We start from the raw sequence: 25,787 nt of genomic DNA on the forward strand, positions 1-25,787 counted from the left end.
TCCCAGCTCATGAGTACGTGAAGTGCCGCTCAAGTTGATGCTTCTTCACATGTGCCAGCGCATTGAACTGGCCCGGCGCGGCAGTCATCGCAGTCATTAACATGAAAATTTTGATTGATTCACTTGGGCTGATGTCGGCCTCTGGTGCAAGTGTCATGCGCACTTCTTTCTGGTTCTCATCGGTCGTGACAATAATCATTATTGGCAGATCGGGCGATGCTGATGACACGGATGGAGCAGCCGTAGGCTGGGTCAAGTAAGAGTACGTGTACGTGTATCCATAACTACCGAGCGTGGTGCCGGTCATTGGGATTCCTGTGCCTGAGTATGTGTTTGGCATTATAGTTCGACGTCCTGTAGTTCTGCAACACGGAGTTTTGTAACATGACCCAACATCCATCCCATTTGTTTAAATGCCTCGACGATTTCGTCTAGCTGAGAATAGATAAGGGTCGCTTCAATAATCAGCTGATTGAGTTCAACGATTTCCTTCTCACCACCAATGAAGGTCGTGATGTCTCGTGCTGAAAGTGCGCGCTGACCCTGGGCATAGTTCTTGGTGTAGCGCGCTTCCAATTTGGACTTGTAGTTCTCCAACCACTTCATCACTTGCTTCATCTCATTCGCACGATGTGCATAGAACATCTGATGATTAGGAAGGTTACGGGCAATCAGCTCAAGCCTCATGCCTTCCAAGTCAAACAGCGGTTCAGCATTCTTGACATGGTTCTCGTAATTCTCGAATATCTTTGGCAGCTGATCAGCTAACTTATCTTCTTCGAGGGTAAAGAGAAAGCTCACTCATCGTCCTCATTGAAATCAATGTCTTGAACCTCTTCGTCGTCCAACATTTCAATGTCTTGAACATCGCCAGCTTTGATTAGGTCCTCGAGCTTTGCTGCCTCGATGATTGACTTTGCCGTGGCCTCAGCCGCCTCCTGATCTTTTGCATTGACGGTGAAGTCAATCATGATTGAATATATTGCCATTTTGATTTCCTATGTTGAAATAATAAATTCGTCGTTCTTGTAGTCAAAGTCGATCGTTCTACCAGCCATAAGTGTGACGGTTTGAATGTCGGCCACAATAAGTGGCACACATGTTATTGTACTATCAAATTGAGCTACATCGGAGTTTGGAATCAGGTCGACATGCGGCTGCGTGTCAGCACACGTCTGAATGCGAAATGCTTTGCCTTCGTCTAAGAGGTGGAGAATCTTAGATCTGGCACAAAGTGTAACTAACATCAAATCTCCGGATCAATATCAAAAATTCATGATCCGACAAATACCGGACTTTGGACCAGAATGATAGGGTGGGTGTGTAAAAGGAGAGCGGGGCACGTGCCCCGCGGTGATGATCAGTCCTTTTCGGACGCAAATTTGACTTCAGTCTTCTTGTCCATCAGGGAGTTTTCCTCAATGGCCGAGCGCAGTGCTTTCATGAGCTTGCCCTGCGAGGTGAAGACCTCGGTCTTGTAGCTGGTTGACATGGCTGACAGATTGTCGTCAGGCAAGCCGAACTTGTCCATTTTGTTTGGCACCGTGAGGATGAATCCTCCGTGTACGAGTTGGAGTGTGATTGCAGTTTCCATTTAGTCCTCCTGGGGTTGCATGGTACGGGTTGGTTTTACCTCTTCATCATCATCTGGAATTACGTCCAGTGCATCGAGGTCAATTTCAGGCTCATCGCGGGCCAACAGAGGCTGGCAGAGTGGGTGATTGAGGAGCTTCTGAGCGATCTCGTCGTTGAATTCACTTTCCTTGAAAGTGATGCGTTCGCCATTCACTTCAGCAACATACTTCAGCTTCTCACCAGGCTGGGTGCCTTTCGCGATCACGCCGTCTGCCTCAAGCAGCTCAAGAAGGCCAGAGGTGGAGGCCATGCCCTTGTTGTACGGGACTTCCAGCTCGACCTTGGTGCCGAGGCGAGCGAAGCGGGACTTGTAGGTCTCGAAACGCATACGAACACCTGTGACAGCTCCGTCTTCCTTCAGCTTCAGCTTTGTGATAATGCCGATGATCGAGGAGGAGAACTTGGTCGAGTTCGTGATGGCCCATGCACCATCGCCCATCATAATATCCTGAGGATACACGTGGTCGGTGATAAGCATCTTGATCGGCAGCCGCGCGATCTTACCAACAGCCAGACGCAGCATCGCCTTACGACGTTTTGCTAGCTGACCTTGGTCGCCTTTGATGACGCCCTTGTCGTAGTTCTCCATCTCAGTCGTCGACGAGAGCATCGCCAGCGAGTCGATGATGATGAGCGTACGAGGCGCATCTGGATTGTCCTTGCCGTATTCCTTCTGGTATGAAGAGAAGAACTCGGACAGGATGCCGTTCACGTCTTCGATTGTGGAGACCTGCAGGTACGTGAGCTTGTCCTCTGCAATGTCAACACCGATCTTACGAAGGTAGTCAACGTCAATTGCGTTCTCGGTATCGATTACGAGAACGTGGTACCCCTCAAGCTGCGCCTGAAGCGCAATATTGGAGGTGATGAACGATTTGCCGGAACCCGAAGGACCTGCAAAGAGCGTAATTCGTGAGAGTGGAACGCCCTTACGATAATCGCCCGAAAGGGCGCGGTTCAAAGCGTAATTACCTGTGCTAAGCCAGTCGTCTACGGATTTGATACCGACTCCAACCGTGTCAAGCTTAGCAACAGTTTTCTTAAACTTGTCAAGAAACTTCAATGTCATTTTATTCCTTATTCGCCCTTGAACAGCCGAACAGCCGAACAGCTTTCAGTCCAGAACTTATTGCATCTTGATGGGCCCTGTTTGCATCTTCAAATGATTTGAAGCTGATAACAGTACCGGCAAGATACTCGCTACTGAATAGAATTGAATATTTGCAGCCGTGACCGTCGTTCAGGTCAATGTGAGTTGTTGATCCTTAGAAATGGGGCCGTAGCCCCATCAAGATTACTCGCCGTTCGCTGCGGCTGCGGCAGCAGCGCGTTGACGGAGCTGCTCAACCACCGACAGCTTCTTCTCACCCGTTGCAGGCGGAGCGGCTGGGGTGTCTTCTGGTTCTGCACCGTTGCCCTCATCTTTAGCAGGTTTTGGTGCTGGCTTAGCCGATGGGGCTTCAGGCTTCGAAGGAGCTTCCTCCTTGTCGCCACCGGAGAAGGAACCACCGGTTTGGTCAGCCAGAAGCATCGCTTCCAGAACGTCACGCGAGACCTTCGCGGTACGGTACTCCTTCAGATCGTACAGGTTCATCATTTCGATGATGTCATCTGCAACGTCCGACTGCTTTGGAGAAAAGCTGGAAGTACCGTAGTCGGCGTATTCACCGGACTTGGACTTCTTGATACGGAAGTTGTAACCACCCTTCAGTTCGAATGGTGCTTCTTCCAGGTCGCCCGAGGAGAACGAGGCCTGAATTTGCTTGAAGATTTTTGGACCGAACTCGATCAGCTTTACCAACTGTTCTTGATCGTGTTCGATTGGGGTGTCGACCACCAGCACTTCGCCGATGTAGGATTTCTTGCGGTAATACTTCTTGCCCAGTGCTTCGTTGTGCTCTGGCGATTTCTCGTCGTAGTACTTCTGGGACAGGGTGCAGATTGGGCAGTCCTCGTTGTACATCTTGAGGCACGGCACCTTTTCGCGCTTGCCATTGATGGTCAGCTCGTGAGCGAGGTTTTCGACGAGGAAACCCATTGGGTTCTCTTCGTCTGCGTCAGGGAGGAAACGAACAGTGGAGACACTGTCGACTGGCGCCTTCCAGAAGTTGAAGAACAGCTTCCATGTTTGGTTGCCGCCTTCACCGGAAGTTTTCGATGCGAATGCCGATGCCAGATCTGCGAGGGATTTCTTAGCCATAATGTAAACCTTTCAAAGTTATCAAATGATGTAAAGTGCAGTCCTCTTTTGGCTGCCGGGTATTTATAGAAACCCCCAAGCTTTACAACCTCCGCGGATACGTTTGTTTGCATATCCGAGAGAATCATTGTAACATCCGGGCGTCCTGTTTCTGACCTAAGTGAAGGTTGTAACAGGGATCGGGCAGGTTTACTTCAGGCGGAGGAGGATGTGAGTCTTCAGGATGGTGAAGAACATCTTGACACGAGAAAGGAATCCACGGGCTATGCCATGTTTTTTCTCTTTGATGGTTTGTTGGATGTCAAACGTGCTGTACTCGTAACCACCATTGCCCCCTGCATAGTAATTGAGGGCTGTCTCGATCATGAAGCCGTCCTTGAACTTCTTTGGCACAGCTTCCCAAAGCTCACGCGTCAGAGCACGTTCTCCACCTAGAAGAGCTATGATCTTCAGCACGAAGGGTAACGTGTAGATTGCTCTGTTCCTCATCGCGATCATCATAGAAGTCTTCTCCTGCAGAACGGGGTTGAGGATTTCGTCTATGTGCTCGTGGCGAAGACCTTGAATATCAGCATCTGCAAAGAAGATGATGTCGGCGTCCGATTCTTGAACGCCTCTATCCATCGCTTGCCCCTTGCCCTCATTCTTTAACTGTGTGAGGATCGTGATATTGTGAAGAGGATCAGTTGGCCTTGAGCGAAGTGCTTCAAGGAACGTGCCATCGGTGGAACCATCGTCTACGATGACGATCTCGTCAAACTTCAGATACGATGAAAGGACCTCGATCACATGGCGGATACGAGGCCCCTCGTTGTACGCGGCGACGATTGCGACAATTTTACATTTCATTTCCTACTTTGTGTCGCCTTTTCTAATGACTTGGAAACCGCCAAGGTCGGGTTCAGACCATACGCGACCGTCTGCGCCTGGTGATCGATGCACTTCCAGTGTTTATATACTGGGTTCCACGAAATATGGAAGCGCTTCGCTGGCAGCTTGACTCCTTCAAACTCAGCAATCCACTTCTCGACGTCTGCGATCTTCTCTTCGTGGTTGTCCGAGATACGACCAGCGCAGTCCGAACGCAACAGGTCGTAAAAGCAGATCACGTCGTCGCCCAGTACCTCGTGCAAACGCCGCCTCAAGGCCATGCGCTTCTTCGCAGTCTGGATGTTGTACGGTAGGTGATACTGGATCATGACACGAATCGCCTCGATCTCGTCGTCACCGATTCCTGCATCTGCCAAGGCCATGCGAATGGTTTCATGCGTCTCGATGAAGTACTTGAACTCGCGAGCTGACGCAGCTTCATGACCACCGTACCTGCGAGTGACAACACCTGGTTCCACTTCCACCGTCTCCTCGGCTTCAGGCTTGCCGAAGTCGTGGAAGGTCAGGCCGACCATCGTCATCAACTGCTGACGCGGCGTGCGGTGCTTGAAGAACTGGGTCACGTACACCTCGATGGTCATCTCGGTGTGGACAGCGACGTTCGCCTCGCGGTGCCAGCCAGTGTTCTCGACCGTCTTCAGCATCGCCTTCCAGTGTGGAGTTCTTTCCACCTGCAGCTTGAAGGCTTCAAAGATATCTATCGTGTTCATCACCATCCTCTTATTTCCTTTCGTTGCTTTCGACTCCCCACCATTGCGCGGACAGACAGCTTCTCCATCAGAGCATGGTTGAGGAAAGAAATTCCGTTCAAGGCCTAAGCGCCTTTTGAGAGTTGCGCGGTTGGCAAAGCCAGAACATCAAATCGCTTTCGATATGATGATGCTATCCAATTAGATCGACAGTGCCTGAACTGCCAGGACCTTCTGGACTTTTGCCAGGACGGTGGCGAACTTGGTACGACGAAGGTCCGACTTTTTGCCGACCTTCAGTTTTGCTGCCTGGGCGACAAGTTTGTCGAAATCCTTGACGTTGCCGCCGAGAACTGCTGCATTCCAAACCGGGCCGAAGGTGAAGGATTTGCGAGCAGCTTGTTGGGCCAGGTATTTCGGAGCAGCTTTGACTTGGTTTTCCATTTTGAACTCCTTCGGTTGTTTGGTTGATGTAGTTATTATACCACCAACCAAACTAGATGTACACATCTATTTGAAGAAATCCGTCAATGGATGGGCCAGTATTACACGCCCTGCGCAATCACAGGTTTACCGGCACTGCTCGATACGCGATACTTCTGACGACGGTCGCCGAGGATCTCGCGCATTTCTTTGAAAGTCAGACCGTTGACCTCGTGGATGCGGATCAGCATCGAGGCGCCGATGGGCAGCCGGTGATGGCGAATCTTGCAGATCCGTGGCGGCGTGACTTCAAGAAGGGCGCATAAGGCAGCGTCGTTCTTCAGAAAATTCACGTCTAGTAAATGGTTTAACAACCGATTCGGATCGTAGCCTTCTTTGAGTTCTTCGAGACGTTTCATAGCATTTCTCCTGGTGAAATTACTTCGTACGGATGGTGGAACCTAAGATCATTTTGAACTCCTTATTATTTTGGTTAATGTAGCTATTATACATCAACCAAAATTTCCTGTACACAATTATTTGCGGGCGACCTCATAAAACATTCGAGCGACACCGCGAACGTCGTGCTGATTGATTTTGCCTTCGTCCAGGAACTTCTCGTAAAGCTCGTCGAAGCTTGAGGTCTTCTTCTCGTGGTAGGGGTCGAGACGTTCCCAGCAAAGCGGGGCGCCGTCGATATAGACGATGCCCTGATCGATGTGCGAGATGACGGCAATCGTTCCAACGGGGAACTGGTGGTTCCCGTCCACGACCTTCACCTTCTGGCCAACGCGGAAAGGAATCGGCAAGCCGCTGTACATCTTGGGACGGATCAACCACGTCTCGCGGTGGCGGATCATGCCGTCATCCAGCAGCTCGTACGCTGGGTCGATACGCTCGTAAGCGAAGTCAGGAAACTTGCGGCTCATACGATCCCCAGTTCGGCACGGAGGGTGTCACTGATCCACTCGTACGGGTCGCCCGAGGTGGCGATGTCGTAGGGAATCTGGGCGTTGTTGCAGTAGTACGTGAACATCAGCTCGTAGTCCTCGTCGGAGAAGTTGCCGGCACCCTCTACCAGGACCTCGAGGATTCGTGCTGCGCGTTTCTCGTTGATGTTGAACTTCTCTGCGAGTTGCTTGACCTGCGCTGCTTGATCTTGATGTGCCATTTTGAAAACTCCTTGTGGTTATGTAGACTATTATACTACAACCTGAGTTTTAAGTACACTAGATTATTCCTTTTTGTAGCACGTCCTTATACGGAGGGTCCCAGAAAAAGAATCAACACCGCAGCTGCCTCATTTGAGAGGTTGATCCGGTACTGTCGCTTGGTTCCGAAGCCATCTTCAAATTGAAGGATTGCATAGTTTTCACGGATCCACTTCATCACGTCTTTCACCACCTGGGCGGCCTCAGATGAGATGCGGAATCGTTCAAATAATCGTTCGATGAAGTGCGCTTCGACGAACATCTTCAATCGAGTCCTTTCATTCGAGCACCACAGCTTGTTGCGCTCGTGGAAGAGTGCCCGAAAGGTATTCAACGTCTTCATGTCTGGTTTCATACCTTCGACTCCTCGATGAACTTCTTCAGTTTATCTTGAGACATGTGACGCAGGTAAATCTCCATCAGTTCAGCCGTCCATACTTCGTCGGCCATCACCTTTAAAACACCTGAGCCCATGTTTATATTCGAGGCAATTGTCATGCCGAAAAGAACGTTCTTTGTTTCTTGCTCGTTACTGGTAATCTCATGCCAGCAGTGGACGCGAACTCCCTCTAAGCTCGCGCGAAGCACCAAAAGATACGAATGTTCATTCATTTCATTTCTTTCCTTTGCTACTGTCAAATGCTGCCTTGTTGATTGTAACAATACTCCTCATCATCGCGAGGTGTTGTTGCAGACCTTCATCAGCCGCAATTTCAGCTTCTTCAGCCGCGTTGAGCAGTCGAAGTTGCATGTTCTCGTCGTAGATTGAGAGGTTACCGCACACCACACACATGCTCAGTGAACCCGTCTGCGGCTTATCGTCAGTCCCCTGGGAGTCAATGGCTTCCTCCAGGATTTGGGTTTCAAAGCAGTGCGGGCAGATGCAGTGATCTTCATGGTTCATTTCGGCCTCACGTGTAGGTTAGATGAAGGTCGCGTGATCTGATCAGGTCATAGCTGGGTTTCATACACTTTTCTTCTTTTTGCTTGACTAATCCAACCAGTGCAGCCTACATAGTTACAGTTACAGGAAATAAAATCTAACGCATTACTTACATCTTCTTCTGTACATCCGTGTTTTAACGCAAGCTCTTGAACGTGCTCTTCGAAAGTTTGCGGTTCCCGTTTTGGAATATTGCCGAACATTCTGCCCCTTAAGATTGGTTGCCGTGCACGCGTGTATTTTGTTCAAAGGTAACTTTTTTCATCTGGACTCCGTTGTTTGGTAATGTAGCTATTATATTCAAACACAGGTTACATGTACACTGTTATTTTCGTGATGCTCCTGCACGATGGGCTTTTGACCACTGATAGTCATGGCCGTCAGGGGTCTTACCGTCCTGAACAGAGTCAACACCAGGCTTGCCGACATGATCATCGAACTGCGAGGAAATTGTAACGTGCGTGTAGCCGTTGTTGCGAAGATTTTGACATTCTACAAGGGCCTCGGTCAGTTGAGTATCCTTGAAGTGTAGACATTCCGGGATTGGTCCGGAAAGATAGAAAATTACGATGCTCATGGTGAGGTCCTTTACGTGTAGGTCCCATTATAATATGGTAACTACACGTAAGGCTGCTCAACCTAAATAAATTTTATTACATCAAGAATGGAACGGGTTCGTCACCAAATTGGTCATTGTCATCAGGAGCAACGTATTCGTTCACCTGCTTGAACGCTTGGTCATTGTACTCTGCAAGGCGCTTCAGAAGACGAACCATGATGATTGTCGCCATTACAGCATCATCTGTCGCTCCGGATTTTGCTTCATACGTGCCACCCTTGGCCACGAAGTTCTTGAGTTCCTCAAGAAGAATCGCCGAGTTGATCTTTAGGCCGCCATTTACCTTCTCGACGAGCGACTTTAGCTGCAGGCACGCAAGAACCTTCTTCTTACCTGATGTGAAGACACCAAGCTTTGTCGTTTGTGGTTCATCGCAGTAAAGTTCAGCGTGCTCTGGTTGTTTCTCGTCGTTCGTATACAGGGCAGCTAGGGCTTCTCCAATACCGTTACGTTCGAATGTCCAGATGACCTCAGCTCGTCCACGGCCGACAGGCGCAGACAGCTTTTCAAGCACCCACTTAACCTTAGCGTAAAGGAGCGGAATGTTGATATCATTGCTCCGCCACTCAGCCACCTGCTCAAGAGATGGAAACTCAAACACCTGAATAACTGAGAAGTCCTTGCCAGTTCCAGTTGCAGGGTCAACACCTACGAGATATGTCTTTCCCTGACCGCCTATGTCTTCATCTGCCTTCCAAAACTTGAACCCCATGTCCTCGTGATGTGGTTGCGCTGATTTAAGCTGCACGAGCTTTAGACTATTGATGAGCAAAGCATCTGAAGAAACAAAGATGCAATCCAATTCTGCAGCAGCTTTTACTGGCCCAAGTTTACCGACCATTTCATCATAATAGGCTTGACCTCTATCGGGGTGCTCGTGCCAATAAGCAGTTACTGGAAAAAAACCATTTGTTCCAGCATTAGCACCACGCCATAAGGAAGCGAAAAGATCTGTATCTCCATTAGGAGTGGATGTTACGATAAACTGACCACCAGTTGATAGTGAAGGTGCTAGTGAAGCCCACATTTCTTCTTGAATTCGTGGGCTAGCAAATGCCAATTCATCTAGCATGACAGCAGCGGGTGAGCTTCCTCGGCCAGTACGTTCTGATGTAGCCTCTGATTTAATTTTTGAACCATTATCAAATTCAAGCATTGTGCGTGAATTAAATTTGGCTCCAGCTTTTAGCCAATGCGGAAGTTCATCGTATGCAGTTTTTATTCTGTCCATAATCTGAACAGCATGATCCATGTTTTTTGAAGCAATAATTAATTCTTTATTATCTCGAAAATTAGCAACCCAAAGAAAGTACATTGCCACTATAGTCGTTTTACCCATTTGCCGGCTGCATAACATGACCACATCTTTATGGTTTAAAAGAGCGTCAACCATGCGTTCTTGATATTGGTAAAGTTCTAGAGGAACTAAACCTTTCTTCGGGTGTTTTACTTTTATAAATTTACTAAAAAAATAAATTGGATCTTTCATACACTTTAAAAGATCTTGAATATTCTCTGGTGTATATTCACTCGATTCATTTGGCCGTTTTGATTTTGGATTTCTCATTTTCGCGGGCCTCTTTTTACCTTAGCTGATAATTTTCCTAAGAGCCAGTTTGCTGGCTCTGTTCCGGGTGCAAAGCATTTATTTTCATCTGTCAACGGATCATACCACCATTTTTTGCCTGCAGCACCAGCTTTACCTTTCAATTTTGCATTTCCTTTTATATAACCTAACGGTGCAGCTGATGTTGTTATAGTATGGCCAGTTAATGGATCATAAAAATCATTTAAGCCTAAATTATAGCTAGGACGCCCAATAGCCTTATCAGAAATTTTTTGGCGTGTTGATATTGAACGCTTCATTCCCCTATGTTTATCTGCCGTCTTTTTAATTTTATCAGGATTTTTATTAACCTTGTTCACATGGTCTTCCATTTTCTTTTTACCACTAAGAGTCTTAGAAATATTCCCACAATGCACTTCTGTTCTGATAAGATTGCAGCCGCATCCACCGCTTGTTTTGTTTAATAAAGAACCAGTCCCTAAATCCATTCGACCGTATTTTGTTATGAGTTCTTCTTCAACAAACAATGCAAGCTCCTCATCTACTTCATCAATGACTTTAATAACTGATATATTCGATGTTCCTATACTTTGAATATGTTTAATCAATATTTCTTCAGTTTTATTGCTTTTTAAATGCGATAAATGTCTATTTCCACACCCCTTCCCTGCATAAAACGGTTTATGTGTCAGTAGATCAACGTATATGTATGCAAAATATCTCGGCCTATCATCAAGCCGTCTGTCTTTCTTCATTTTCATGAAACAAACTCACACATGTAGTCTTGTTGCCAAGTGTGTACTGACATTTGGCTCTTGATCATTTGCTTCCACGATATTGGTTTTGAAAGGTCATCGATGGTTCGCTTGAACGCGGTAAATCGATTTGCCTGCGTGTTGGCATCAAACCAAACCTTTGCAAAAGTGTTATTTGGTCCATTCGGTGTAGAGGCTATGAGTATCCGGCCTCGGTTATATGCAGCTGTTTGAAAAACTTCATGTTGCAGTTTATCCGGTGCATGTGCGAAACAGTCAAGGTACAGACGAGTAAAACTAGTTCCTCTTAAAGCGTTTGCAGACATGGTGCTAACTGAAATACTAGATGCGTTTAAGAACTCAATACGTACCTTGTTTTTTACTGTGATTAAAGACTTTAAGAATGGGGGGAGAGTATCCACGAAAAAATTAAGTAGATCCCACATAGCACTTGTATTATTGCAGTTGATTCCTTGCGCAATAATTCGCTGTTGCGGGTGAAACAACGCTTCCCAAAGCAATAACGCAATTGATTTTGAAGTCATTCCAGTCTGGCGAGGCATCATCGCTATTGTGTTTTGGGCACTGTGTACAGCGTTAATAAAATCAATTTGATGCTTTTCCATTGGGAATACAACTGGACCTAATACAGGGTGGTTAACTTTAATATAGCGACTAATGAAGTAGACAGGGTCAAGTGAACACAACTTAATCTCGTTTACTTCAAATGCCGAGTATCTGCCGCTATGATTTAAGTTTTCACGCCCACGCTTTGATATAATTTTAGTCATGTTTTATGAGAGATGAGTATCTAGATTCTATTTCGGCCGGTGAATAGGATTTATCCGTTACCGGGATGATTATTGCCTTATCACAAAGAAGCGTAATTTCTGCTCCTGAGGTAATTGCTTTTTTAAGATTATCGCTGTGCCAAGTAAATTGATTAAGTACATCAAAAGCAATTTCTTGCTGTTTTGCACTAGGTTGGAGATTGATGGCTTGTCTGATTTTCTGCGCTACAACTAATGTGTCGCGAACTGGCTTCCCATTTAATTCTGCCCAAATATACTTAAATTCTCCAACTGGCAAAACGTAATGTGGGTGCCCATAGCTTCTAGCCGCATCAACATCGCCAACAGAAAACAAACCTTCCGATCTAACATTTACCCCGTATTTTTTCATGAAGAAAGCATTCATTATTTCGTGAGTTTCTTTATTTGAATCACGAGGCTTTCTGTCTTTACGCACGGTGACTTCCCTTTGGCCATGGAGCTTAGCTGAAAGCTCCATCCCATACCCTCTATAAAGTGGCAGTCCACCAGATTCTTTAAGAAAAGGCTCACACTTTGTATAAAGATCTGCTTTAGATCCAACTTTTATAAAGTCTTTAAATGTTTGAAAGATCGTCATGTTAAAGAATTTGTTCCTCAGTCAACTTCGCCAGTTCAGCTTTAAATTCATAGGCAAATGCTTCATTCCACCGTTTGATCTTTGGAGCTTTTGGTTTGTCAAATGTCCATACGGGAATGCGTGCTGTTGTTGCTCGAGGATTACTTAGAAGCGAATTAACATTTGCCGCCGCCTGTTGCGCGGCCTTCTTTACTCTACTTGATCCGTCATTACTGATGCCAAGTTCCTTCATTCTCTTCATGACATTATTTGCGACAATAAGTTGCTTCACCGAGTTGTACAGCTCTATGAACCAACGGCCAGGACCATTTCCAACATGATTGAAAGGCCCGCGATCCCATCCTGCATCGTTACGAGTCGTAGGTGAATCGACGGGTTGAGCGTCTACAACACCACCGCCAACTTCACCAGGGTCAGTCGATCCTCCACCGCTATCACCACCATCTTCCTCTTTAAGCAGAAGGAGAGGAAGCAGGGTGTCGTAAACCTCAAGACATTTGCCTTCGAGCAGAGTGGAGCGTTGGATGATTTCTTGTAGTTTCATAATTTCCTCAGTGATTTTTATTTATTAAGCACGGAACCATCCGTCGACCTTCTTTTTCAAATCTTCGCGTGGCATCACAGTGGGCACAAGGTAACTTTGTTTTTCTTCACGTAGGTGTTCAAGAAATCGAATACCTACAGGGTTATCTAATGGCTCACTATAGAAGCCCGCAACATCGCGATAAATTTTCAAGATTGCTTTGTCGTCTAGCTCGCCTGGGTTGTTCCAAACCTCACGGAAAAAGCTGAACTTCCCCTTAAAGTATTCCTTGTTTTGGACTGAAAGCTCATGGACCTTCTCGATGAAGTCAACATCGACGTGGCGGTCAATTGCTTCTCCTCGAGCCTTTGCGCGTTCAATTGCGACACCAAGGTCGGTGTCAACGAATACCATCCCAACATCGTAACCAAGGGATTCTAGAATACCGGCGCGGCCTAAAATATTCGATGCATCATTAGAGGTTCCATCAACAAAAAGGGGCAGCATGCTGTCGAGATAATTCGTAAGCAAACCACGAGTCATTGATTTTGTTTTATTGCGGAAGATTAATTTCCAATTTTCGCTATTTGCAGGAACACCTAGTTTTTTCGACAGGAACTCTGTCGAAATATCGGAGTTAACTACCTTTGGCGAAATTGGGCCCTTAAGCTCCGAAATGGTATAGGACTTACCAGCGCCGGGGATACCTACAACGAAGAGGGCTTTCAGGATGCCCTTGTCATTTATACTTTCTGACATGTATTCTTTGAATGTGATCATTTCTGTTTCGCCTTTACTTCTTCTACAAACTGTTGGTGATATGCCTTCGGAATCGAAAGGTACTTGCCTGAGAACCAAACCTCGCGTCCCTCACGCCCATTCAATTCAATATTGGATGAAGACACTAGCTTGAAACCCATTGGCCCAGGCCTGAAACACTCCGGCACGTAGTTTACAATAATACGGAACATCTCACGGTCCATTGATGGTGCGTTGTCGTACGCCTCAGCAAGCTCATCGTCGCCATTTGCTGTCTCGTCAAACTCTCCGTTCTTGGTGAACTTCTCTTTGATCTCGTTGATGAGTTTGACGAAGTCCTTCAATGCGGGCCTGATTTCTGGTTGAAAAATTTCAACATATCCGGAGCGAATTTGTGAAACAAATGGGTTCATAGAAAGATACCTGCGCTTTTCACGTTCCTTCTCTGGAACACCAACGAGGATGTTCATGAGGTTGAGGTCAAACCCATTCACGACTGCAATCTTTGTGTCATCAAATGGGTAGATCATGAGGTTCGTGTCACCTAGCGCTGAATCCTGGGTGGTAGAGCAGAAGATAGAACGTGAGCGTGGTGGGTAATCCTCCCACCCCGGTTGACTGAAGATATAATCCTGAATAAGTTTTGTACCGCCCAGCGAGCTGCTCAGACGATCACGAACACTGCGGGTCCTCATAGGCATTGGCATATCTTCTTGCTCGCGTGAAAAGCGGTGAAGGGGTTTCTCAACGTTCTGCCATTGCTTACAGTTCTTTAGATACGCATCAACAGCTTCTGCCATGTTGTGAGTGATGTCACTGCCATCTTCTTGAAGAAATTGTTTGAATGTGATCATCGCGCTGTGAATATTGGTTGTTTTGGTGGAAGTTCAGTCCCAGTTTGAAGTGCCTTCACTTCTTCCTTGAATCTCTTCCAATCTGGGTAAGGAATAGACAGGTATTTACCGGTGAACCATGCTTCACGTGTCTTGCCAGGAAGGTTAATCGTTGCAGGGGTAACGAGCTCGCAACCGATGAACTCGGGCGTCCAAACTTCAGGCACCTTCTCGACGAGGAACTGCAGGGTCTTCCTGAAAGTGTTCGACGACATTTCGTAGACCTCGACGGCCTTCTCGTTTCCATTTGCAGTAGGATCGAACTTACCATCCTTGAGCCAATTTTCCTTGAGGTTCTGAAGCGATGTCTTCAAGTCCACATCGGCGCGAAGCTTGTTGATGGTCATAGCCCAGTACGATTGGATCATGCTCTCAGCGTGCATCACAGGTAAATCATTGACTTGTTTAATCTGCACAAGGTTGATGAAGTTGAAGTCGTTCGCTTGAGTCGTCATGGCAATCTTCGTGCCATCAAATGGGTAGATGAGGACAAGGTTCTCGCCGTACTCATCTATATCACCTACTACGAACTCCTTCTTGGTTGAGCAGAAGATTGACTGCGTCCGATCAGGATATCCTTCCCAGCCTGGCTGTGCGAAGATCATTTTCTGAATCTCACGTGAGCCGCCTTGGGATTCCGATGCACGGACGCGAGTAGAACGGGTCCTCATCGCGTGGACGCCATTCTGGGCTCTCGTTAACCGATAGAGTGGAACGTCAACATCGTTCCACTGTGTGCAGTGCTTTAGGAAGACTTCAGCGGCCTGCTTCGGCATCTTGTGGTAAACGTCTTCCTCTTGCAAAAACTGTTTGAAGCTAATCATAATCCAAATTCCTCTTTCACAATATCCATTTCATCCTCATCTGCTATGACTACGCACTTTCCTGAGAACCAAACCTCCGAAGATTCTGGAATGTTGTCAGGTGTAGTAAGCTTGCAGCCTAGGTTTTTATAGCTGTATGCATCTGGTAACAGGTCGATAAAAGTGTCAACAATTTCTCGATCACCTGTGTTCAGTCTGTCGAAGCCATGGAGAAGCCCCTCTTTGTGCAAAGCGTTCATCACGACCTGGGTACGAGCCATTCTTAACATGCTCTTTGCATCGTCAAGAGATTCAATGCTGCCAGGACTTTTGCCAAGCTCATCACAGATGTCATCCCAAAACGAATTGAAGTCAACGATCTTGAACGATTTCAGAAATTCACCACCGAAGTTGAGGTCAAGGTCCCAGAAATCGTCCTCAGTTGCATCTGCAATCGGTGTGTTGTCAAATGGGAAACACGTCATCAAGGTACCGTTGGTGGTGGTAGTGGTAGTTTGCGAGTACTTATGAGCCTTCAATCGACGGGTGGAGCAGATGAACGATCTGCTTCGCTTTGGGAAGGCTTTGTTCTTTGCGTTCGTGTCGAGGAACGTCGTGTAGAAATTTGATGTGTTCTGTGATTTGCGCTGACCAGCGCCTGGGTCGTATACTCCACTCTTGAGGTCAGATCGCGATCCTCGATAGATGAAATTACCAGCCTGAGCAGAACGCATCGCTCCCATGCAGTGGCTTCGGAGGGTGGTGATCAGTTGATCACCAGTCTGATGCTCGCGCTCATAGGAGTTGATACGTGCCTCGAGAAATTGTTTAAATCTCATCGGAGGTCCCTCAGCTCGCTAAGGTGATCACGATAGACGCTCGCTTTAATTGCGATGCACTTTCCACTCATCCACAGTTCATGCTCACCATCGATGTTATAAACATTCTCTGCGTCAGTAAGTTCAAGCTTCAAGTTTTCTGGGCCATAGGCCTTCTCAAAAATAGCACGAAGCTTCTCTGGAGGACCGAACCACTGTGTGAAGCTCCGACCGTGGTTGCCTGCTTCAGTCATCTTTTCTGTCATGGTACGTTCGAACTCTTTCCATGACGCTGAGCTGATTTTATTGTCTCTCCAGAAGTGATTCCAGCCATTGATTCTTCTATCCTCATCAGAGTTCCCGACCTCGAATGGCTCTGTATTCCACAGGTCATGCTCGCTGCAGACGCCAATTGGCGTGCCGTCATATGGGAAGATCGCGTACAGCCGCCCGAAAGAACTAGCGTATTCTTCGTTCTTGTTGGTCGCGAAGATGATTGACCTCGACCGCAATGGATATCCATAGTAAGGGAGGAACGTGTCCATCAACATCGTGTAGTGGTTCGTCGTGTTTGCTGACTTACGCCCTGTGGCTTCTTCTGCACCACCATGAATGAAGTACGCGTCCTCGGCAGATCGTTTAGTTCCACGCCAAAGCGGTGCATCTACATGTTTCAATGCGCTTTTGCAGTTGGCTTTGAGAAGCTCAAAGGCCTCCTCCATACTGATGTCTCGCTTGTGATCGCCCTCGGCGAGGAATTGCTTAAAGCGCATCAAAGGCCCCATTTCTTAGAAGTTTTTTTCCATGTCCCATATTGAATTGCAACGCACTTACCACCAAGCCAGCACTCGCGGTCTTTGTCTTCATACTGATCCATCATTGCGGTGGTCGTTAGATCAAAATTAAGGGAACCTGGGCTGTACGCGGCCTCAAGGTACATATCAATGTTCTCAGGGCGCTTGAAAATTTGTTCTATCTCAGAGCCAGGATGTATGTCCATGTGCTTGATGATGTCCTCTTTGAAGTTCTCATAAGTGTCGTCACTCAGCGCCGACCGCTCGAATACGCTGTTCCAATCCTCAATTGATCGAGCGCGAGGAGCATCGCCAATTACAAATCTCTTTGTTTCCCAGATGTCACGCTCATGGCATATACCTATAGGGACACCGTCATATGGAAACAGCGCATATACCGCACCATATCCTTCAGCGTAATCTAGGTTTTTGTTGTTTCCACAAATGATGGACTTTGATCGCTTTGGGTAACCCTGCTTTGGCAGAAATTTATCTAGGATAATTGTATAATAATTGGACGTGTTCTTAGAGGCACGCTCACCCAGATCAGCTTGAATGAGGTATGCGTCCTCCCGTCCCCTGAAACCCCGCCACATTGGGTTCTCAACGTTCTTTAGCGCGTCTTTGCAGTTTGCGCGAATCAACTCGATAGCTTTCTCAATGCTAATGTCCTCGCGGTGACGTGCCTCATTCAATAACTCTTTTAACTTCATTTGATTTCCTTCGAAAATATTACTAACTGTAGCAACACTCATGTCTACGTTCAGAGTTAATTTATATCCTTAGAGAAAATCATTCATTTTCATCTGTACAATGATATGTCATTTCACTTCCTTAACTTCCGCATCCACAGAAATCATTCTCATTATTTCTTCTCTTGATGCTACAACAACTGATGAAGAATTTTTATTTGCATAGGGGACGAAGGCCGCCTGTCGCTTACGTTCGCCCTTGACCTTTGCACGGGTTGCAGCTGCATTTAATGCAATTGAGAGATATGTTGCAGCGACCTCAGCGTTTCTCGCTGCATAACGCGGCTCGATAATCTGAGTGTACTCAGTCTGCTGCTGGAAAGTCTCGAGGGCGGCGTCGTACACAGCATCGATCTTTGCATCGATCGCGATGTCCTCGTCATCTTTTTCCTCTTTCTCAGGTGGTGCTTGCATTTCAGCAAGCTCACCTTCAGTCACGTGCTCATACTCAGAAATTTCGTGATCATCCTGAGCTGTGTTGAACAGCTCATCGAGCGGATTGGTAATCATTGGGTTTTCGCTTTTCGGTTTCATGTTAGTCCTCCTCGTCCCATCCATACATCTCAGCCTCAGTCATGTTGCGGCTCATCATTGTGTCGAAGAGGGGCATGTGAATCGCAACACACTTTCCACCAATCCAGACCTCGTGCCTCTTACCATCGTTGTAGCTGGCTTCCTTGGTGGTAGTCAGCTTGAATGCTTTCATGTACGCATCCTTGAAGGTCTTGTCGGCAAGGCCGGGCAAGAAGGCCTTCATCCATGTTTCATCAGAGTGCTTCCAGCCCATGTCCTCAAGTGACTCTGCCTTTAACTCAAGAATTTCAATCATCTTGTCATATGTATCGGAATCGCGGACACCCATGTACTTGAACTCACGATTCCAGCGCTGAATCGTTTTTGTCCAGCCACCAAGTTTAATCTCAGTATCCCACATGTCATAGTTAGGGCAGACACCGATCTTCACACCATCAAAAGGGATGATCGCATACATCTCACCATAGCCGCTAGCGTGCTTTCGATTCTTCCAGTTAGCACAGATGATTGAAGCCGATCGCTTTGGAAAGCCAAGAGGGGTCAAGACCTTGTCAAGAATCACCGTGTAGTAATTCGTCGTGTTGGCTGACTTACGCGACCCCGCCGCCCCGTGAATCAACTGAACAGTGGCAGTAGAGCTTGCGCCGCGCGTCCCCCGAACAATTGGATTATTGAGGTCTGGAATGGCATCCTTGCAGAAGCGGGCGATCATCTTCCAAGCCTTGACCTCTTCAATAGGGAAACGGTACGGCTGTTTATCAAGTGGTCGCTTTCTTTCAATAATCAGTTGGTGTAATTTCATGTAGTTTCTTTCAAGTACGCTTGTTTGTTTTAAAGAGCGTTTTTTCTGTCACAATCCTAAATTCTGCTCCCTGCGCTTCAGCGAAGATGCTCGCTGCCTTCCATTTAGCTTGGTTGACAGTATAGGCGAGCTTATCACGCTCTGACATGCGTGGTGTGATCACTGATTCCTTGTACGGTTTAATCTCAACAATCTCTTTCTTGATGTTCCCCGCGGCGTCACGATAGAGGATGATGAAGTCAGGATAATAACGTGAGATCTTCGGACGCCCCGATGGGTCCGTCTTGATAGGATTCACGTATGGAATTGCAAGTTCCTCTGATCCCCAACGAAGTACTGCATTGTTCGTGTCAAGCCATTGCATAAATCTAATTTCCCAACTACTCCTGAAGAGAATGTTGTGCACATTCCCTACGTACTTCTGTGGGTTCTTTGGAATGAAACGGCCTCTCATGGTTGGCATTATACGTAATCTCCATAGTCGTCATAGTCTTGGCTTGACGAGACAATCGAATCTATCCGTGATGGACCACCAGTTGCAGAATCATCTACTGTCATCTGCGCGACCGGCGGTCGTGATGGTGGAAGAATCATGTTCTTCACGTTTGCATTCATAGCAGCGCCAGCCTGATCAACTGCCACTGTGCGTGCTGCTGCACCAACCATTCCACCAGGAATGGAGGTTGCCTGACCTCCGCCTGCCGTCAACTGAACTGAACGATCAGGTATAACCCCGTTTGGTGACTGAGTATTTAAGTTTGCAAACAAACTAGCACGGCCGGGGCTTGTGCTAGTTTGACCTGCTGGTGAGGTATCTACTGGGTTGTTTGTAATGCCCGGGACCGTGATATTATAATGCGGTGAATCAGCAGCTTGAAGTGACCCAACATCTACAATTTCCATCCAATCGTAGTCAAACTGCATAGTGACATTATTCACATCTGATGATTCATGTGAAAGGTCATCAAGGTCAAATGAAACAAGACGAGCATTTATAAAATCAAAAATAACTTCTTTTGCCGCCTGAGCAAGTGGGGCTCCAGAGTCAACATACATCTGCTTCACACGAATAGTTTGAATGATATTACCAACGCTGGAGTTGATTGTTCCGCGAATTGCAGTGTCTTTATTATTTGGTTCAGTGACGTCAGTAAACGCCATTCCATTACCCATAGCAGCAGAATTTGCGTCAGGCGCCCCAATTCTCTGTTCATATGAACCAAGTTCACGCAGCATCTGCCTACGAGTAATTGGGGAGTGAATCATCATGAGGGTACGGAAGAAGTTCAGCACATGATTTCCGGTATCATCAATGAATGTAATTGTTAGCTCGCGGTGCCGAATCTTCTTTAGAACCTTTGTCCTAAAGTTGTACATGTTGATGTCATCTTCGTACTCAAAGTCGATTTTAGGCCGATCAACGGACTTTACCATGAAGGTGAAGTCCTGCGCTGCAGCACCTCGAAACACAGCTGGAAATTGAGCTTGAGCTTCAGGCGTAAAAACAAACTCCACCTTGAAGAGAAACTTCATCTTTGGCCGAAAGCTCGTGCCACCAGCGAGAGCAGCTGCATATGTAGATGAGTAAAAGTTCCCCGCCTCTCGTGCTGTTCCAGCCTTTGAAGAGACCGCAACATCGACGAGCTCTTCACCTGGAGAGAGGGACTGAAGAGTTCCGCGCCTGAAGTTTTCAACCTCGGCCCCAAACTTGTCAGACGCTTTCTTTTCAAGTGCAACTTTGTTGGTGTCGAGGATTTTTGAGATGTCAGCCATCTGCATTTCCTTTTATAATCAGTTCTAGAACTTTCTTCGCGTTTGTTTCAGCTGTGTGGCGACTGTCAAGGTTGATAGCGAGGTACTTGCCATTGAACCAGAGTTCATCTGCTGACTTCAGCTTCTTTGGAATATCTGCAAGATCAGTGAATGTCTTGATCTTAAAGGCCTTTGGGCTTGCGTCGGCGAAGATTTCTACAACGCTGTTTTTCTTGAGTTTGCGCAACGCCTTCTCAATCCATGCCAACGATACGAGCACGTTCTTTGAAATTGCACGATTCGGACCAAAGTCATCCTTTGACTTTTCAAAATCGTCCTTCATGGCGAGCACTGAGTCAATAAATTTCCCAGCCCTTGGGTCCTCAGGTGGTAAGGAAGCTGCTTCTCCTTTTTCAATGCCTGCTGCCTTCAATGCTTTTAGCATCTTAGTCTGAAGATCAGTGAATTTTCCAACCTCATCATCCACGTGCAAACGTGACGTGCCGGAAAGAATTACTGAGACATCAATTTCAACAATAGAAAAGAAACGTTTGTAATCGTCACCAGTTGATTGATTAAAATCGGTCGCGGTCCATGCGTAGAAAGAGACGTCATCACCAGGAATCACCAGCATAATGTTACCGAACGTTGATGCATGACTAGCATCTCTCGTTGCGAAGTACGAAAGCGAGCGGTCTGGAATTTCCCATTTTGATGAGACCCTGGTCATCGCGCGACTTCCTTTAGCTTTGCGCTGGATTGTGCGAGCTGTCTGAATTGAACCAGTAAAGTCGCCTATTTGGAGATTTTGGCGCGCCGTTCTTGTGCCTCTGTACAGAAAGATGCCCTTTGACAGCATGGTCTCAGCGTTCTTCCGAAAATCGGATAGATCGCCCGTTGATTCTTCCAACAGGTGTTCTTTGAATGTCTTCATATGAGCTCGAGGTAGTTCAACTATTTATGGAGTTCCATGACAAAACGGTGTACATTTTTCTAATTTTATTGTATAATGACTCTATCAAAGCAACGGAGCAAAACATGAAAACCCAAACCCTGAATGAATTTACGTACAACAATCTGGCCACGACGATGGTTGTGCGCGTTACGGAATACTTCGAGCGCGCAGATGGCGCACCAGATGTTTTCCGAGTGCGGGTCATCTATAACGACGATGATAAGTTGTTCACCCCGGCCACCCGCTCTGAAGCCATGAGGCTGGGTGACGAGGCTGTTGCTCGATTTGTTCAAGAGCTTAACCAAATCTATTGGACGGATTAACCACACTGATGTGCCGTTGAGCGGCGACTTAAGGAGGACAAGATGTTCTACAAACACCTGAGCGGAGTTTTAACTCCGGAGATGTGCGTTCAGCTGCGCGGGCGCGGCGACAATCAAGGCTTCGAGGAAGCACTGGTGAATCGCGGTGACGGCACAGAAGAGATGATCAAGCGAGTCCGCAACAACGATCGCGTGATCTTTGATGATGACGTTCTTGCCTTGAGCTTGGAGATTCTCCTTCGAGCACACCTCGACGACGACTTCCCAAGTGAATTCAAGGGTGCAAAATTCCACTCGACAGGCACGAAGTTTCGCATCTACAAATACGTGCCTGGCCAGTACTTCAAGCCTCACAGGGACGGGTCAGTTGACCTGGGCACCAGCGCGAGCGAGATCACGGTCCTGTTCTACTTGAATGATACGGACGGCGGTGAGACGATCTTGATGCCTTATGGGAAGGGGCAGGAATGGGCGTTCATTCCAATCGTGCCGAAGGCAGGTGATGTGCTGATGTTCGAGCACAACTTCTGGCATGAAGGAAAGCCAGTGAACAGTGGGGAGAAGTACGTGCTGCGTACTGACTTATTTTACGCATACGCGTAATCGCGCTGCGACGGAAATTGAAAAGGATATGGCTTGAGAATTAGCGGCATAAATCATAGCGCTCCTCGATGCATAAATAGTTTCATCAGTCCAATCATGATTGTAGAAAATATGAATAAACTATTTGATGTCACCTACATGAACAACCAAGGGGCCATCGTCAATACCACCATAGATGCTTCTGACCGTCTTGAAGCATATAGAAACGTCGGGTGCCTGGACGACTGTCAAAAGTGCAGACGCATACCAATCATCACTTCAATCAATGAGCATGGCCCATGCTCAAAAACTGCCTGATGTAAATTGGGACTCCTAGGAGTCCCAATTTCAAGCCTTCTTGTAAGCACCACGATGACGAATGCCTTCTACGGGTACCTTCTCTGGTTGATCGAGGTATCTGTAGTTTGTCCATTGTGGAGATATCAAACGATACTTGAGAGTTGATCCCGCGATCCCTAGCGCTTCAACTGCCGCACAGCCGCTTTGATACTTTACTCCGTCTATCATAATTGGTCGATACCGCTTCTTGAACTTCTCACTTGCCTTTTGACCTGTTGTTCTAGCAGCAATATGTTCAGGTTTCCACTTATAGCCCGTCATTCGTTCTGACTGCGCCTTCGCCACCTCTACCTTGACGGTCTTCCCCTTGTGAGCAGCACCGATCTTTGCGTGCCATTCTGCAGTGTGGATTACTTTCTTTCCTGCTTCAGAAAGTCTTTGACGGGTTTCTTCTGTAACTCCATAAACACGATCGGTGCTGGAAGCACCGCCTGGGCACCCGTTCATGCACAAAGGATCATTCAAAATTTCTTCAGTGATGATTTCTTTTTCACGCTCAAATGCATGATCACGTGATTTACACATCTCAAGAATTTCTCTTTTATGTTTTTCACGTCCATGCTTCCTGATTGATCTAGCAATATAAGTTCCACTTCCAAGATATTTGTCATGAAGATTGTTTGTGCTGTGAACCCCAATGTAATACTTTCCATCGTCGCGCACGGTCATATAAACGAAATGAAACTCGTATTCACCAGGTTTCTTGGGATTGATTAACTGTGAAGCATTGAGGACAGCATAAGCAGCTTTAGCTTCTTTGCGTGTTAAATAATACTGAAGAATCTCTAAGATATGATTTTCTATTCCTTGCTCACGTTTGGAAATTGATAAAGCATTTCCAGTTCCAGTGAACTGTCCAAACTCATCATATGAATGGACACCATAGAAAACTTTGTTGGTGTTGGCACATGTAACTTTGTACGTGATGTGATTGCTTCTATTTTCTGCTCTAGTTACCATAATGGGACTCCCATACTGAAAGTCCCATTATAACATCGATATTACACCTGCAAAAGTGTGAACCTGAAAATTAGGCGTAGATTACCAATTCTCTCCAGTTAGGCGCGCCGCTTCTTAAGATGTCTAAACCCTTGGTAAACTCACGCATCGTCACCTGATCTAGCTCGCCCTCCTCATTTAACTCAAGCAAACGCTGGATCAATTCTTCTTTTAGCTCAACAGCGACGTCAGTGCCACCAAGATTTGGGAGAATTGCGCGCATACGCTGAAGAATCTGAGCAGGCGTCATGTCCATACCAATCTTTGCCGAACGCGACATAATAGCCGAGTCGAACTCTTCTTTCTTCAGATTCGAGATGAAGATGACGCGCCCTTTGAAGTTAAAGGTTGAAGGGTACTTGACCTTTTCAGGCTTACCTTTCTTTTTCTTCTTACGTGGAGCTTGATCCTCGTCATCCTCATCCTCGTCATTATCTAGCTCATCATCCTCTTCAGGCTCTTCATGGTTCAGCAGGGCGTCGATCTTTTGGTTGTATCGTTCACGACGCTCATCGTTCCAACGTGCGACGTTCTCGGTCGCAGCAGAAGACCAGGTGATTTCACGTACTGGCGAGGTATCAAGTGCGGCCTTGAGAATGTTAGTTGCTTCCTCGTTACGCCACATCGAGTCCAAGTCATCGAAGATAACCAGGCCGCCATCACGGAACTGGAACAAAGTTTCAAAGATAGAGATTGGGGTTGCTTTACCAGAGAGCTTGACGTAGTCCTTGCCAGGGATTAGACCATTTTCTTTAACGGTCTGCATAATGGTAAAGGTTTTACCGGTGCCTGGACCACCATAGATCAGCAGTGAACGCAACTTGTTCTTACATGCCATGTCAACGAGCTGAGCCATGTGGCCGTACATCGTTGCAGGATCCTTAATCTCTTCCTCAGTAGGACCGGCCTTAAGCGCGGTGTTAATGCGAGCGTACATCTTCTGAGCAGTCTTGCTGTCAGCGGCTGAGATGAAGCGCTTGGTGTCAGGGTCCTGTGCAGTGATCTTAATGTAGAGAATTGGTTCACCCTTCTTCTCACCACCAAGCTTGACGACATTATCGTCATTGGCCATCTCTTCGCCCTTTGACTGGTCGTTAGACGAGTCGCGGTCGTTCGGGATGATGGACCAGTGCAACTTGTCCTTCTGCTGAGACTTAACGTAGCCTGGAATCAAGACGTCATTCTTTGCGGCGATCTTCTGGATGTCACTCCAAGTCAGGTTCGAAACCTGGTCATCACCATACATCTCGACACCCATCTCATGGAAGTCCTGAGGTGTAGCACGGCGCGCCATTTCGTCAAGCTGAATCTCTTGGGATTCCTTGACTGCAACCTTGCCAGCTTCTGGGTTCTTGATGATCTGAGCTAGTTTCTTCATGGAGCCTATGATGCTCTCAGCTCCAAAGTCACTGATGTCGATGAAGAAGGATGGTCCTTTGTTCAGAGCATAACGATCCCAGACATCGATACCGAGAATGCGGTTGCCTTTGGTGCGAACACGGAAGGCTCGTGTGCCAAAGAAGAAAACGGCACCATGTTGGTCAGCACCATCTGATCCACCGTAGCGGTATATTTTAGATCCAAGAAGGCGGGGCATCCGTCGTTGGAATGCGTTGATTACGCGCTCCATGCTGTCGCCATCAAATTGCGCTTCAATCAAGTAATCTTTAAATGTTTGCATTATGAGTCAATCATGACATAGGGTTAATAATATCATCTTATTTATGTAACCAGCGAAAGGTAACTGGATTTTCTGATTCAAATCTAACAATATAGATGATATGATACGGTCATA

At 46.9% G+C, this 25,787-nt stretch carries 37 protein-coding genes; 2 read left to right on the top strand and 35 right to left on the bottom strand.

Annotated features, from left to right (window positions below):
• Window positions 1-7: 7 nt before the first annotated feature.
• The 33 genes from ACKI4H_RS10000 to ACKI4H_RS10160 form a co-directional block, all read right to left on the bottom strand.
• On the bottom strand, window positions 8-307 hold the full coding sequence (locus ACKI4H_RS10000; protein WP_407305404.1) for a hypothetical protein: 300 nt from the start codon (window positions 305-307) through the stop codon (window positions 8-10).
• A 32-nt stretch (window positions 308-339) separates the two neighbouring features.
• Window positions 340-801, bottom strand: a complete 462-nt coding sequence (locus tag ACKI4H_RS10005) for a hypothetical protein (RefSeq protein ID WP_407305406.1) — start codon at window positions 799-801, stop codon at window positions 340-342.
• Window positions 798-989 (bottom strand): hypothetical protein, encoded by a 192-nt coding sequence (locus ACKI4H_RS10010; RefSeq protein WP_407305408.1) that lies wholly within the window; start codon window positions 987-989, stop codon window positions 798-800. Before ACKI4H_RS10010 ends, ACKI4H_RS10005 begins: the two co-directional genes overlap by 4 nt.
• Window positions 990-1,360: 371 nt before the next feature.
• Window positions 1,361-1,594: a hypothetical protein gene (locus ACKI4H_RS10015; RefSeq protein WP_407305409.1), complete on the bottom strand. Its 234-nt coding sequence runs from the start codon at window positions 1,592-1,594 to the stop codon at window positions 1,361-1,363.
• Window positions 1,595-2,704, bottom strand: a complete 1,110-nt coding sequence (locus ACKI4H_RS10020; RefSeq protein WP_407305411.1) for a hypothetical protein — start codon at window positions 2,702-2,704, stop codon at window positions 1,595-1,597.
• 225 nt (window positions 2,705-2,929) lie between these two features.
• Window positions 2,930-3,835, bottom strand: coding sequence for a hypothetical protein (locus tag ACKI4H_RS10025; protein WP_407305413.1), 906 nt, complete (start codon window positions 3,833-3,835; stop codon window positions 2,930-2,932).
• 189 nt (window positions 3,836-4,024) lie between these two features.
• Window positions 4,025-4,684, bottom strand: coding sequence for a glycosyltransferase family 2 protein (locus ACKI4H_RS10030; protein ID WP_407305415.1), 660 nt, complete (start codon window positions 4,682-4,684; stop codon window positions 4,025-4,027).
• The gene (locus ACKI4H_RS10035; protein WP_407305416.1) at window positions 4,681-5,436 is read right to left on the bottom strand and encodes a hypothetical protein; all 756 of its coding nucleotides are present in this window, start codon (window positions 5,434-5,436) and stop codon (window positions 4,681-4,683) included. The genes ACKI4H_RS10030 and ACKI4H_RS10035 overlap by 4 nt, the downstream gene beginning before the upstream one ends.
• Window positions 5,437-5,616: 180 nt before the next feature.
• The gene (locus tag ACKI4H_RS10040; protein ID WP_407305417.1) at window positions 5,617-5,859 is read right to left on the bottom strand and encodes a hypothetical protein; all 243 of its coding nucleotides are present in this window, start codon (window positions 5,857-5,859) and stop codon (window positions 5,617-5,619) included.
• Between the two features lie 101 nt (window positions 5,860-5,960).
• Window positions 5,961-6,257, bottom strand: coding sequence for a hypothetical protein (locus ACKI4H_RS10045; RefSeq protein ID WP_407305418.1), 297 nt, complete (start codon window positions 6,255-6,257; stop codon window positions 5,961-5,963).
• A 117-nt stretch (window positions 6,258-6,374) separates the two neighbouring features.
• A complete protein-coding gene (locus ACKI4H_RS10050; protein ID WP_407305419.1) occupies window positions 6,375-6,767 on the bottom strand; it encodes a hypothetical protein in 393 nt (130 codons plus the stop codon).
• Entirely contained in the window at window positions 6,764-7,009 is a 246-nt protein-coding gene (locus tag ACKI4H_RS10055; protein WP_407305421.1) for a hypothetical protein, read from the bottom strand. The genes ACKI4H_RS10050 and ACKI4H_RS10055 overlap by 4 nt, the downstream gene beginning before the upstream one ends.
• Before the next feature lie 86 nt (window positions 7,010-7,095).
• Complete coding sequence (locus ACKI4H_RS10060) at window positions 7,096-7,404, bottom strand: hypothetical protein (RefSeq protein WP_407305422.1); 309 nt, start codon at window positions 7,402-7,404, stop codon at window positions 7,096-7,098.
• A complete protein-coding gene (locus ACKI4H_RS10065; RefSeq protein ID WP_407305423.1) occupies window positions 7,401-7,661 on the bottom strand; it encodes a hypothetical protein in 261 nt (86 codons plus the stop codon). Before ACKI4H_RS10065 ends, ACKI4H_RS10060 begins: the two co-directional genes overlap by 4 nt.
• A gap of 1 nt (window position 7,662) precedes the next feature.
• The gene (locus ACKI4H_RS10070; RefSeq protein WP_407305424.1) at window positions 7,663-7,953 is read right to left on the bottom strand and encodes a hypothetical protein; all 291 of its coding nucleotides are present in this window, start codon (window positions 7,951-7,953) and stop codon (window positions 7,663-7,665) included.
• Between the two features lie 47 nt (window positions 7,954-8,000).
• The gene (locus ACKI4H_RS10075) at window positions 8,001-8,195 is read right to left on the bottom strand and encodes a hypothetical protein (RefSeq protein ID WP_407305425.1); all 195 of its coding nucleotides are present in this window, start codon (window positions 8,193-8,195) and stop codon (window positions 8,001-8,003) included.
• A 122-nt stretch (window positions 8,196-8,317) separates the two neighbouring features.
• Entirely contained in the window at window positions 8,318-8,569 is a 252-nt protein-coding gene (locus ACKI4H_RS10080; RefSeq protein ID WP_407305426.1) for a hypothetical protein, read from the bottom strand.
• Window positions 8,570-8,645: 76 nt separating this feature from the next.
• Window positions 8,646-10,178, bottom strand: coding sequence for a terminase large subunit domain-containing protein (locus ACKI4H_RS10085; protein WP_407305428.1), 1,533 nt, complete (start codon window positions 10,176-10,178; stop codon window positions 8,646-8,648).
• Window positions 10,175-10,939, bottom strand: coding sequence for a hypothetical protein (locus ACKI4H_RS10090; protein ID WP_407305429.1), 765 nt, complete (start codon window positions 10,937-10,939; stop codon window positions 10,175-10,177). Before ACKI4H_RS10090 ends, ACKI4H_RS10085 begins: the two co-directional genes overlap by 4 nt.
• Window positions 10,936-11,724, bottom strand: coding sequence for a terminase large subunit domain-containing protein (locus tag ACKI4H_RS10095; protein ID WP_407305430.1), 789 nt, complete (start codon window positions 11,722-11,724; stop codon window positions 10,936-10,938). The genes ACKI4H_RS10090 and ACKI4H_RS10095 overlap by 4 nt, the downstream gene beginning before the upstream one ends.
• Window positions 11,717-12,343: a hypothetical protein gene (locus tag ACKI4H_RS10100; RefSeq protein ID WP_407305431.1), complete on the bottom strand. Its 627-nt coding sequence runs from the start codon at window positions 12,341-12,343 to the stop codon at window positions 11,717-11,719. The genes ACKI4H_RS10095 and ACKI4H_RS10100 overlap by 8 nt, the downstream gene beginning before the upstream one ends.
• Before the next feature lies 1 nt (window position 12,344).
• On the bottom strand, window positions 12,345-12,887 hold the full coding sequence (locus tag ACKI4H_RS10105) for a hypothetical protein (protein ID WP_407305432.1): 543 nt from the start codon (window positions 12,885-12,887) through the stop codon (window positions 12,345-12,347).
• A gap of 24 nt (window positions 12,888-12,911) precedes the next feature.
• Entirely contained in the window at window positions 12,912-13,646 is a 735-nt protein-coding gene (locus tag ACKI4H_RS10110; protein WP_407305434.1) for a zeta toxin family protein, read from the bottom strand.
• Window positions 13,643-14,479 carry a hypothetical protein gene (locus tag ACKI4H_RS10115; protein WP_407305436.1) on the bottom strand — a complete coding sequence of 279 codons (837 nt, stop codon included), beginning with the start codon at window positions 14,477-14,479 and terminating at the stop codon, window positions 13,643-13,645. Before ACKI4H_RS10115 ends, ACKI4H_RS10110 begins: the two co-directional genes overlap by 4 nt.
• The gene (locus tag ACKI4H_RS10120) at window positions 14,476-15,342 is read right to left on the bottom strand and encodes a hypothetical protein (protein WP_407305438.1); all 867 of its coding nucleotides are present in this window, start codon (window positions 15,340-15,342) and stop codon (window positions 14,476-14,478) included. The genes ACKI4H_RS10115 and ACKI4H_RS10120 overlap by 4 nt, the downstream gene beginning before the upstream one ends.
• Window positions 15,339-15,806, bottom strand: coding sequence for a hypothetical protein (locus ACKI4H_RS10125; RefSeq protein ID WP_407305439.1), 468 nt, complete (start codon window positions 15,804-15,806; stop codon window positions 15,339-15,341). Before ACKI4H_RS10125 ends, ACKI4H_RS10120 begins: the two co-directional genes overlap by 4 nt.
• A gap of 350 nt (window positions 15,807-16,156) precedes the next feature.
• Window positions 16,157-16,912, bottom strand: coding sequence for a hypothetical protein (locus ACKI4H_RS10130; protein ID WP_407305440.1), 756 nt, complete (start codon window positions 16,910-16,912; stop codon window positions 16,157-16,159).
• Entirely contained in the window at window positions 16,912-17,688 is a 777-nt protein-coding gene (locus ACKI4H_RS10135) for a hypothetical protein (RefSeq protein ID WP_407305441.1), read from the bottom strand. The genes ACKI4H_RS10130 and ACKI4H_RS10135 overlap by 1 nt, the downstream gene beginning before the upstream one ends.
• Window positions 17,689-17,754: 66 nt before the next feature.
• Window positions 17,755-18,219 (bottom strand): hypothetical protein, encoded by a 465-nt coding sequence (locus ACKI4H_RS10140; protein ID WP_407305443.1) that lies wholly within the window; start codon window positions 18,217-18,219, stop codon window positions 17,755-17,757.
• A gap of 1 nt (window position 18,220) precedes the next feature.
• Entirely contained in the window at window positions 18,221-19,021 is an 801-nt protein-coding gene (locus ACKI4H_RS10145) for a hypothetical protein (RefSeq protein WP_407305444.1), read from the bottom strand.
• 10 nt (window positions 19,022-19,031) lie between these two features.
• Window positions 19,032-19,385 carry a TnsA endonuclease N-terminal domain-containing protein gene (locus tag ACKI4H_RS10150; protein ID WP_407305446.1) on the bottom strand — a complete coding sequence of 118 codons (354 nt, stop codon included), beginning with the start codon at window positions 19,383-19,385 and terminating at the stop codon, window positions 19,032-19,034.
• A 98-nt stretch (window positions 19,386-19,483) separates the two neighbouring features.
• Window positions 19,484-20,794 carry a hypothetical protein gene (locus ACKI4H_RS10155; protein ID WP_407305447.1) on the bottom strand — a complete coding sequence of 437 codons (1,311 nt, stop codon included), beginning with the start codon at window positions 20,792-20,794 and terminating at the stop codon, window positions 19,484-19,486.
• Window positions 20,787-21,707: a hypothetical protein gene (locus ACKI4H_RS10160; protein WP_407305449.1), complete on the bottom strand. Its 921-nt coding sequence runs from the start codon at window positions 21,705-21,707 to the stop codon at window positions 20,787-20,789. Before ACKI4H_RS10160 ends, ACKI4H_RS10155 begins: the two co-directional genes overlap by 8 nt.
• Before the next feature lie 104 nt (window positions 21,708-21,811).
• Between ACKI4H_RS10160 and ACKI4H_RS10165 the strand changes: the two genes are divergently transcribed.
• Together ACKI4H_RS10165 and ACKI4H_RS10170 are read left to right on the top strand one after the other, a co-directional pair.
• Entirely contained in the window at window positions 21,812-22,051 is a 240-nt protein-coding gene (locus ACKI4H_RS10165) for a hypothetical protein (RefSeq protein WP_407305450.1), read from the top strand.
• A 42-nt stretch (window positions 22,052-22,093) separates the two neighbouring features.
• Complete coding sequence (locus ACKI4H_RS10170) at window positions 22,094-22,654, top strand: prolyl hydroxylase family protein (protein ID WP_407305451.1); 561 nt, start codon at window positions 22,094-22,096, stop codon at window positions 22,652-22,654.
• Between the two features lie 327 nt (window positions 22,655-22,981).
• Here the strand turns inward: ACKI4H_RS10170 and ACKI4H_RS10175 are convergent, their stop codons facing one another.
• Complete coding sequence (locus ACKI4H_RS10175; protein WP_407305452.1) at window positions 22,982-23,953, bottom strand: hypothetical protein; 972 nt, start codon at window positions 23,951-23,953, stop codon at window positions 22,982-22,984.
• 70 nt (window positions 23,954-24,023) lie between these two features.
• The gene (locus ACKI4H_RS10180) at window positions 24,024-25,673 is read right to left on the bottom strand and encodes an ATP-binding protein (protein WP_407305454.1); all 1,650 of its coding nucleotides are present in this window, start codon (window positions 25,671-25,673) and stop codon (window positions 24,024-24,026) included.
• Window positions 25,674-25,787: the final 114 nt, after the last annotated feature.

Origin of the sequence: Acinetobacter sp. (assembly GCF_045628685.1) — a bacterium.
Lineage (GTDB): Bacteria > Pseudomonadota > Gammaproteobacteria > Pseudomonadales > Moraxellaceae > Acinetobacter.

Excerpts from the sequence above, each read along its gene's own strand:
- ACKI4H_RS10000 (WP_407305404.1), bottom strand. The coding sequence starts at position 307 with ATGACCGGCACCACGCTCGGTAGTTATGGATACACGTACACGTACTCT.
- ACKI4H_RS10010 (WP_407305408.1), bottom strand. The coding sequence starts at position 989 with ATGGCAATATATTCAATCATGATTGACTTCACCGTCAATGCAAAAGAT.
- ACKI4H_RS10015 (WP_407305409.1), bottom strand. The coding sequence starts at position 1,594 with ATGGAAACTGCAATCACACTCCAACTCGTACACGGAGGATTCATCCTC.
- ACKI4H_RS10020 (WP_407305411.1), bottom strand. The coding sequence starts at position 2,704 with ATGACATTGAAGTTTCTTGACAAGTTTAAGAAAACTGTTGCTAAGCTT.
- ACKI4H_RS10025 (WP_407305413.1), bottom strand. The coding sequence starts at position 3,835 with ATGGCTAAGAAATCCCTCGCAGATCTGGCATCGGCATTCGCATCGAAA.
- ACKI4H_RS10030 (WP_407305415.1), bottom strand. The coding sequence starts at position 4,684 with ATGAAATGTAAAATTGTCGCAATCGTCGCCGCGTACAACGAGGGGCCT.
- ACKI4H_RS10035 (WP_407305416.1), bottom strand. The coding sequence starts at position 5,436 with ATGAACACGATAGATATCTTTGAAGCCTTCAAGCTGCAGGTGGAAAGA.
- ACKI4H_RS10040 (WP_407305417.1), bottom strand. The coding sequence starts at position 5,859 with ATGGAAAACCAAGTCAAAGCTGCTCCGAAATACCTGGCCCAACAAGCT.
- ACKI4H_RS10045 (WP_407305418.1), bottom strand. The coding sequence starts at position 6,257 with ATGAAACGTCTCGAAGAACTCAAAGAAGGCTACGATCCGAATCGGTTG.
- ACKI4H_RS10050 (WP_407305419.1), bottom strand. The coding sequence starts at position 6,767 with ATGAGCCGCAAGTTTCCTGACTTCGCTTACGAGCGTATCGACCCAGCG.
- ACKI4H_RS10055 (WP_407305421.1), bottom strand. The coding sequence starts at position 7,009 with ATGGCACATCAAGATCAAGCAGCGCAGGTCAAGCAACTCGCAGAGAAG.
- ACKI4H_RS10060 (WP_407305422.1), bottom strand. The coding sequence starts at position 7,404 with ATGAAACCAGACATGAAGACGTTGAATACCTTTCGGGCACTCTTCCAC.
- ACKI4H_RS10065 (WP_407305423.1), bottom strand. The coding sequence starts at position 7,661 with ATGAATGAACATTCGTATCTTTTGGTGCTTCGCGCGAGCTTAGAGGGA.
- ACKI4H_RS10070 (WP_407305424.1), bottom strand. The coding sequence starts at position 7,953 with ATGAACCATGAAGATCACTGCATCTGCCCGCACTGCTTTGAAACCCAA.
- ACKI4H_RS10075 (WP_407305425.1), bottom strand. The coding sequence starts at position 8,195 with ATGTTCGGCAATATTCCAAAACGGGAACCGCAAACTTTCGAAGAGCAC.
- ACKI4H_RS10080 (WP_407305426.1), bottom strand. The coding sequence starts at position 8,569 with ATGAGCATCGTAATTTTCTATCTTTCCGGACCAATCCCGGAATGTCTA.
- ACKI4H_RS10085 (WP_407305428.1), bottom strand. The coding sequence starts at position 10,178 with ATGAGAAATCCAAAATCAAAACGGCCAAATGAATCGAGTGAATATACA.
- ACKI4H_RS10090 (WP_407305429.1), bottom strand. The coding sequence starts at position 10,939 with ATGAAAATGAAGAAAGACAGACGGCTTGATGATAGGCCGAGATATTTT.
- ACKI4H_RS10095 (WP_407305430.1), bottom strand. The coding sequence starts at position 11,724 with ATGACTAAAATTATATCAAAGCGTGGGCGTGAAAACTTAAATCATAGC.
- ACKI4H_RS10100 (WP_407305431.1), bottom strand. The coding sequence starts at position 12,343 with ATGACGATCTTTCAAACATTTAAAGACTTTATAAAAGTTGGATCTAAA.
- ACKI4H_RS10105 (WP_407305432.1), bottom strand. The coding sequence starts at position 12,887 with ATGAAACTACAAGAAATCATCCAACGCTCCACTCTGCTCGAAGGCAAA.
- ACKI4H_RS10110 (WP_407305434.1), bottom strand. The coding sequence starts at position 13,646 with ATGATCACATTCAAAGAATACATGTCAGAAAGTATAAATGACAAGGGC.
- ACKI4H_RS10115 (WP_407305436.1), bottom strand. The coding sequence starts at position 14,479 with ATGATCACATTCAAACAATTTCTTCAAGAAGATGGCAGTGACATCACT.
- ACKI4H_RS10120 (WP_407305438.1), bottom strand. The coding sequence starts at position 15,342 with ATGATTAGCTTCAAACAGTTTTTGCAAGAGGAAGACGTTTACCACAAG.
- ACKI4H_RS10125 (WP_407305439.1), bottom strand. The coding sequence starts at position 15,806 with ATGACGTGTTTCCCATTTGACAACACACCGATTGCAGATGCAACTGAG.
- ACKI4H_RS10130 (WP_407305440.1), bottom strand. The coding sequence starts at position 16,912 with ATGCGCTTTAAGCAATTCCTCGCCGAGGGCGATCACAAGCGAGACATC.
- ACKI4H_RS10135 (WP_407305441.1), bottom strand. The coding sequence starts at position 17,688 with ATGAGTGTTGCTACAGTTAGTAATATTTTCGAAGGAAATCAAATGAAG.
- ACKI4H_RS10140 (WP_407305443.1), bottom strand. The coding sequence starts at position 18,219 with ATGAAACCGAAAAGCGAAAACCCAATGATTACCAATCCGCTCGATGAG.
- ACKI4H_RS10145 (WP_407305444.1), bottom strand. The coding sequence starts at position 19,021 with ATGAAATTACACCAACTGATTATTGAAAGAAAGCGACCACTTGATAAA.
- ACKI4H_RS10150 (WP_407305446.1), bottom strand. The coding sequence starts at position 19,385 with ATGCAATGGCTTGACACGAACAATGCAGTACTTCGTTGGGGATCAGAG.
- ACKI4H_RS10155 (WP_407305447.1), bottom strand. The coding sequence starts at position 20,794 with ATGGCTGACATCTCAAAAATCCTCGACACCAACAAAGTTGCACTTGAA.
- ACKI4H_RS10160 (WP_407305449.1), bottom strand. The coding sequence starts at position 21,707 with ATGAAGACATTCAAAGAACACCTGTTGGAAGAATCAACGGGCGATCTA.
- ACKI4H_RS10165 (WP_407305450.1), top strand. The coding sequence starts at position 21,812 with ATGAAAACCCAAACCCTGAATGAATTTACGTACAACAATCTGGCCACG.
- ACKI4H_RS10170 (WP_407305451.1), top strand. The coding sequence starts at position 22,094 with ATGTTCTACAAACACCTGAGCGGAGTTTTAACTCCGGAGATGTGCGTT.
- ACKI4H_RS10175 (WP_407305452.1), bottom strand. The coding sequence starts at position 23,953 with ATGGTAACTAGAGCAGAAAATAGAAGCAATCACATCACGTACAAAGTT.
- ACKI4H_RS10180 (WP_407305454.1), bottom strand. The coding sequence starts at position 25,673 with ATGCAAACATTTAAAGATTACTTGATTGAAGCGCAATTTGATGGCGAC.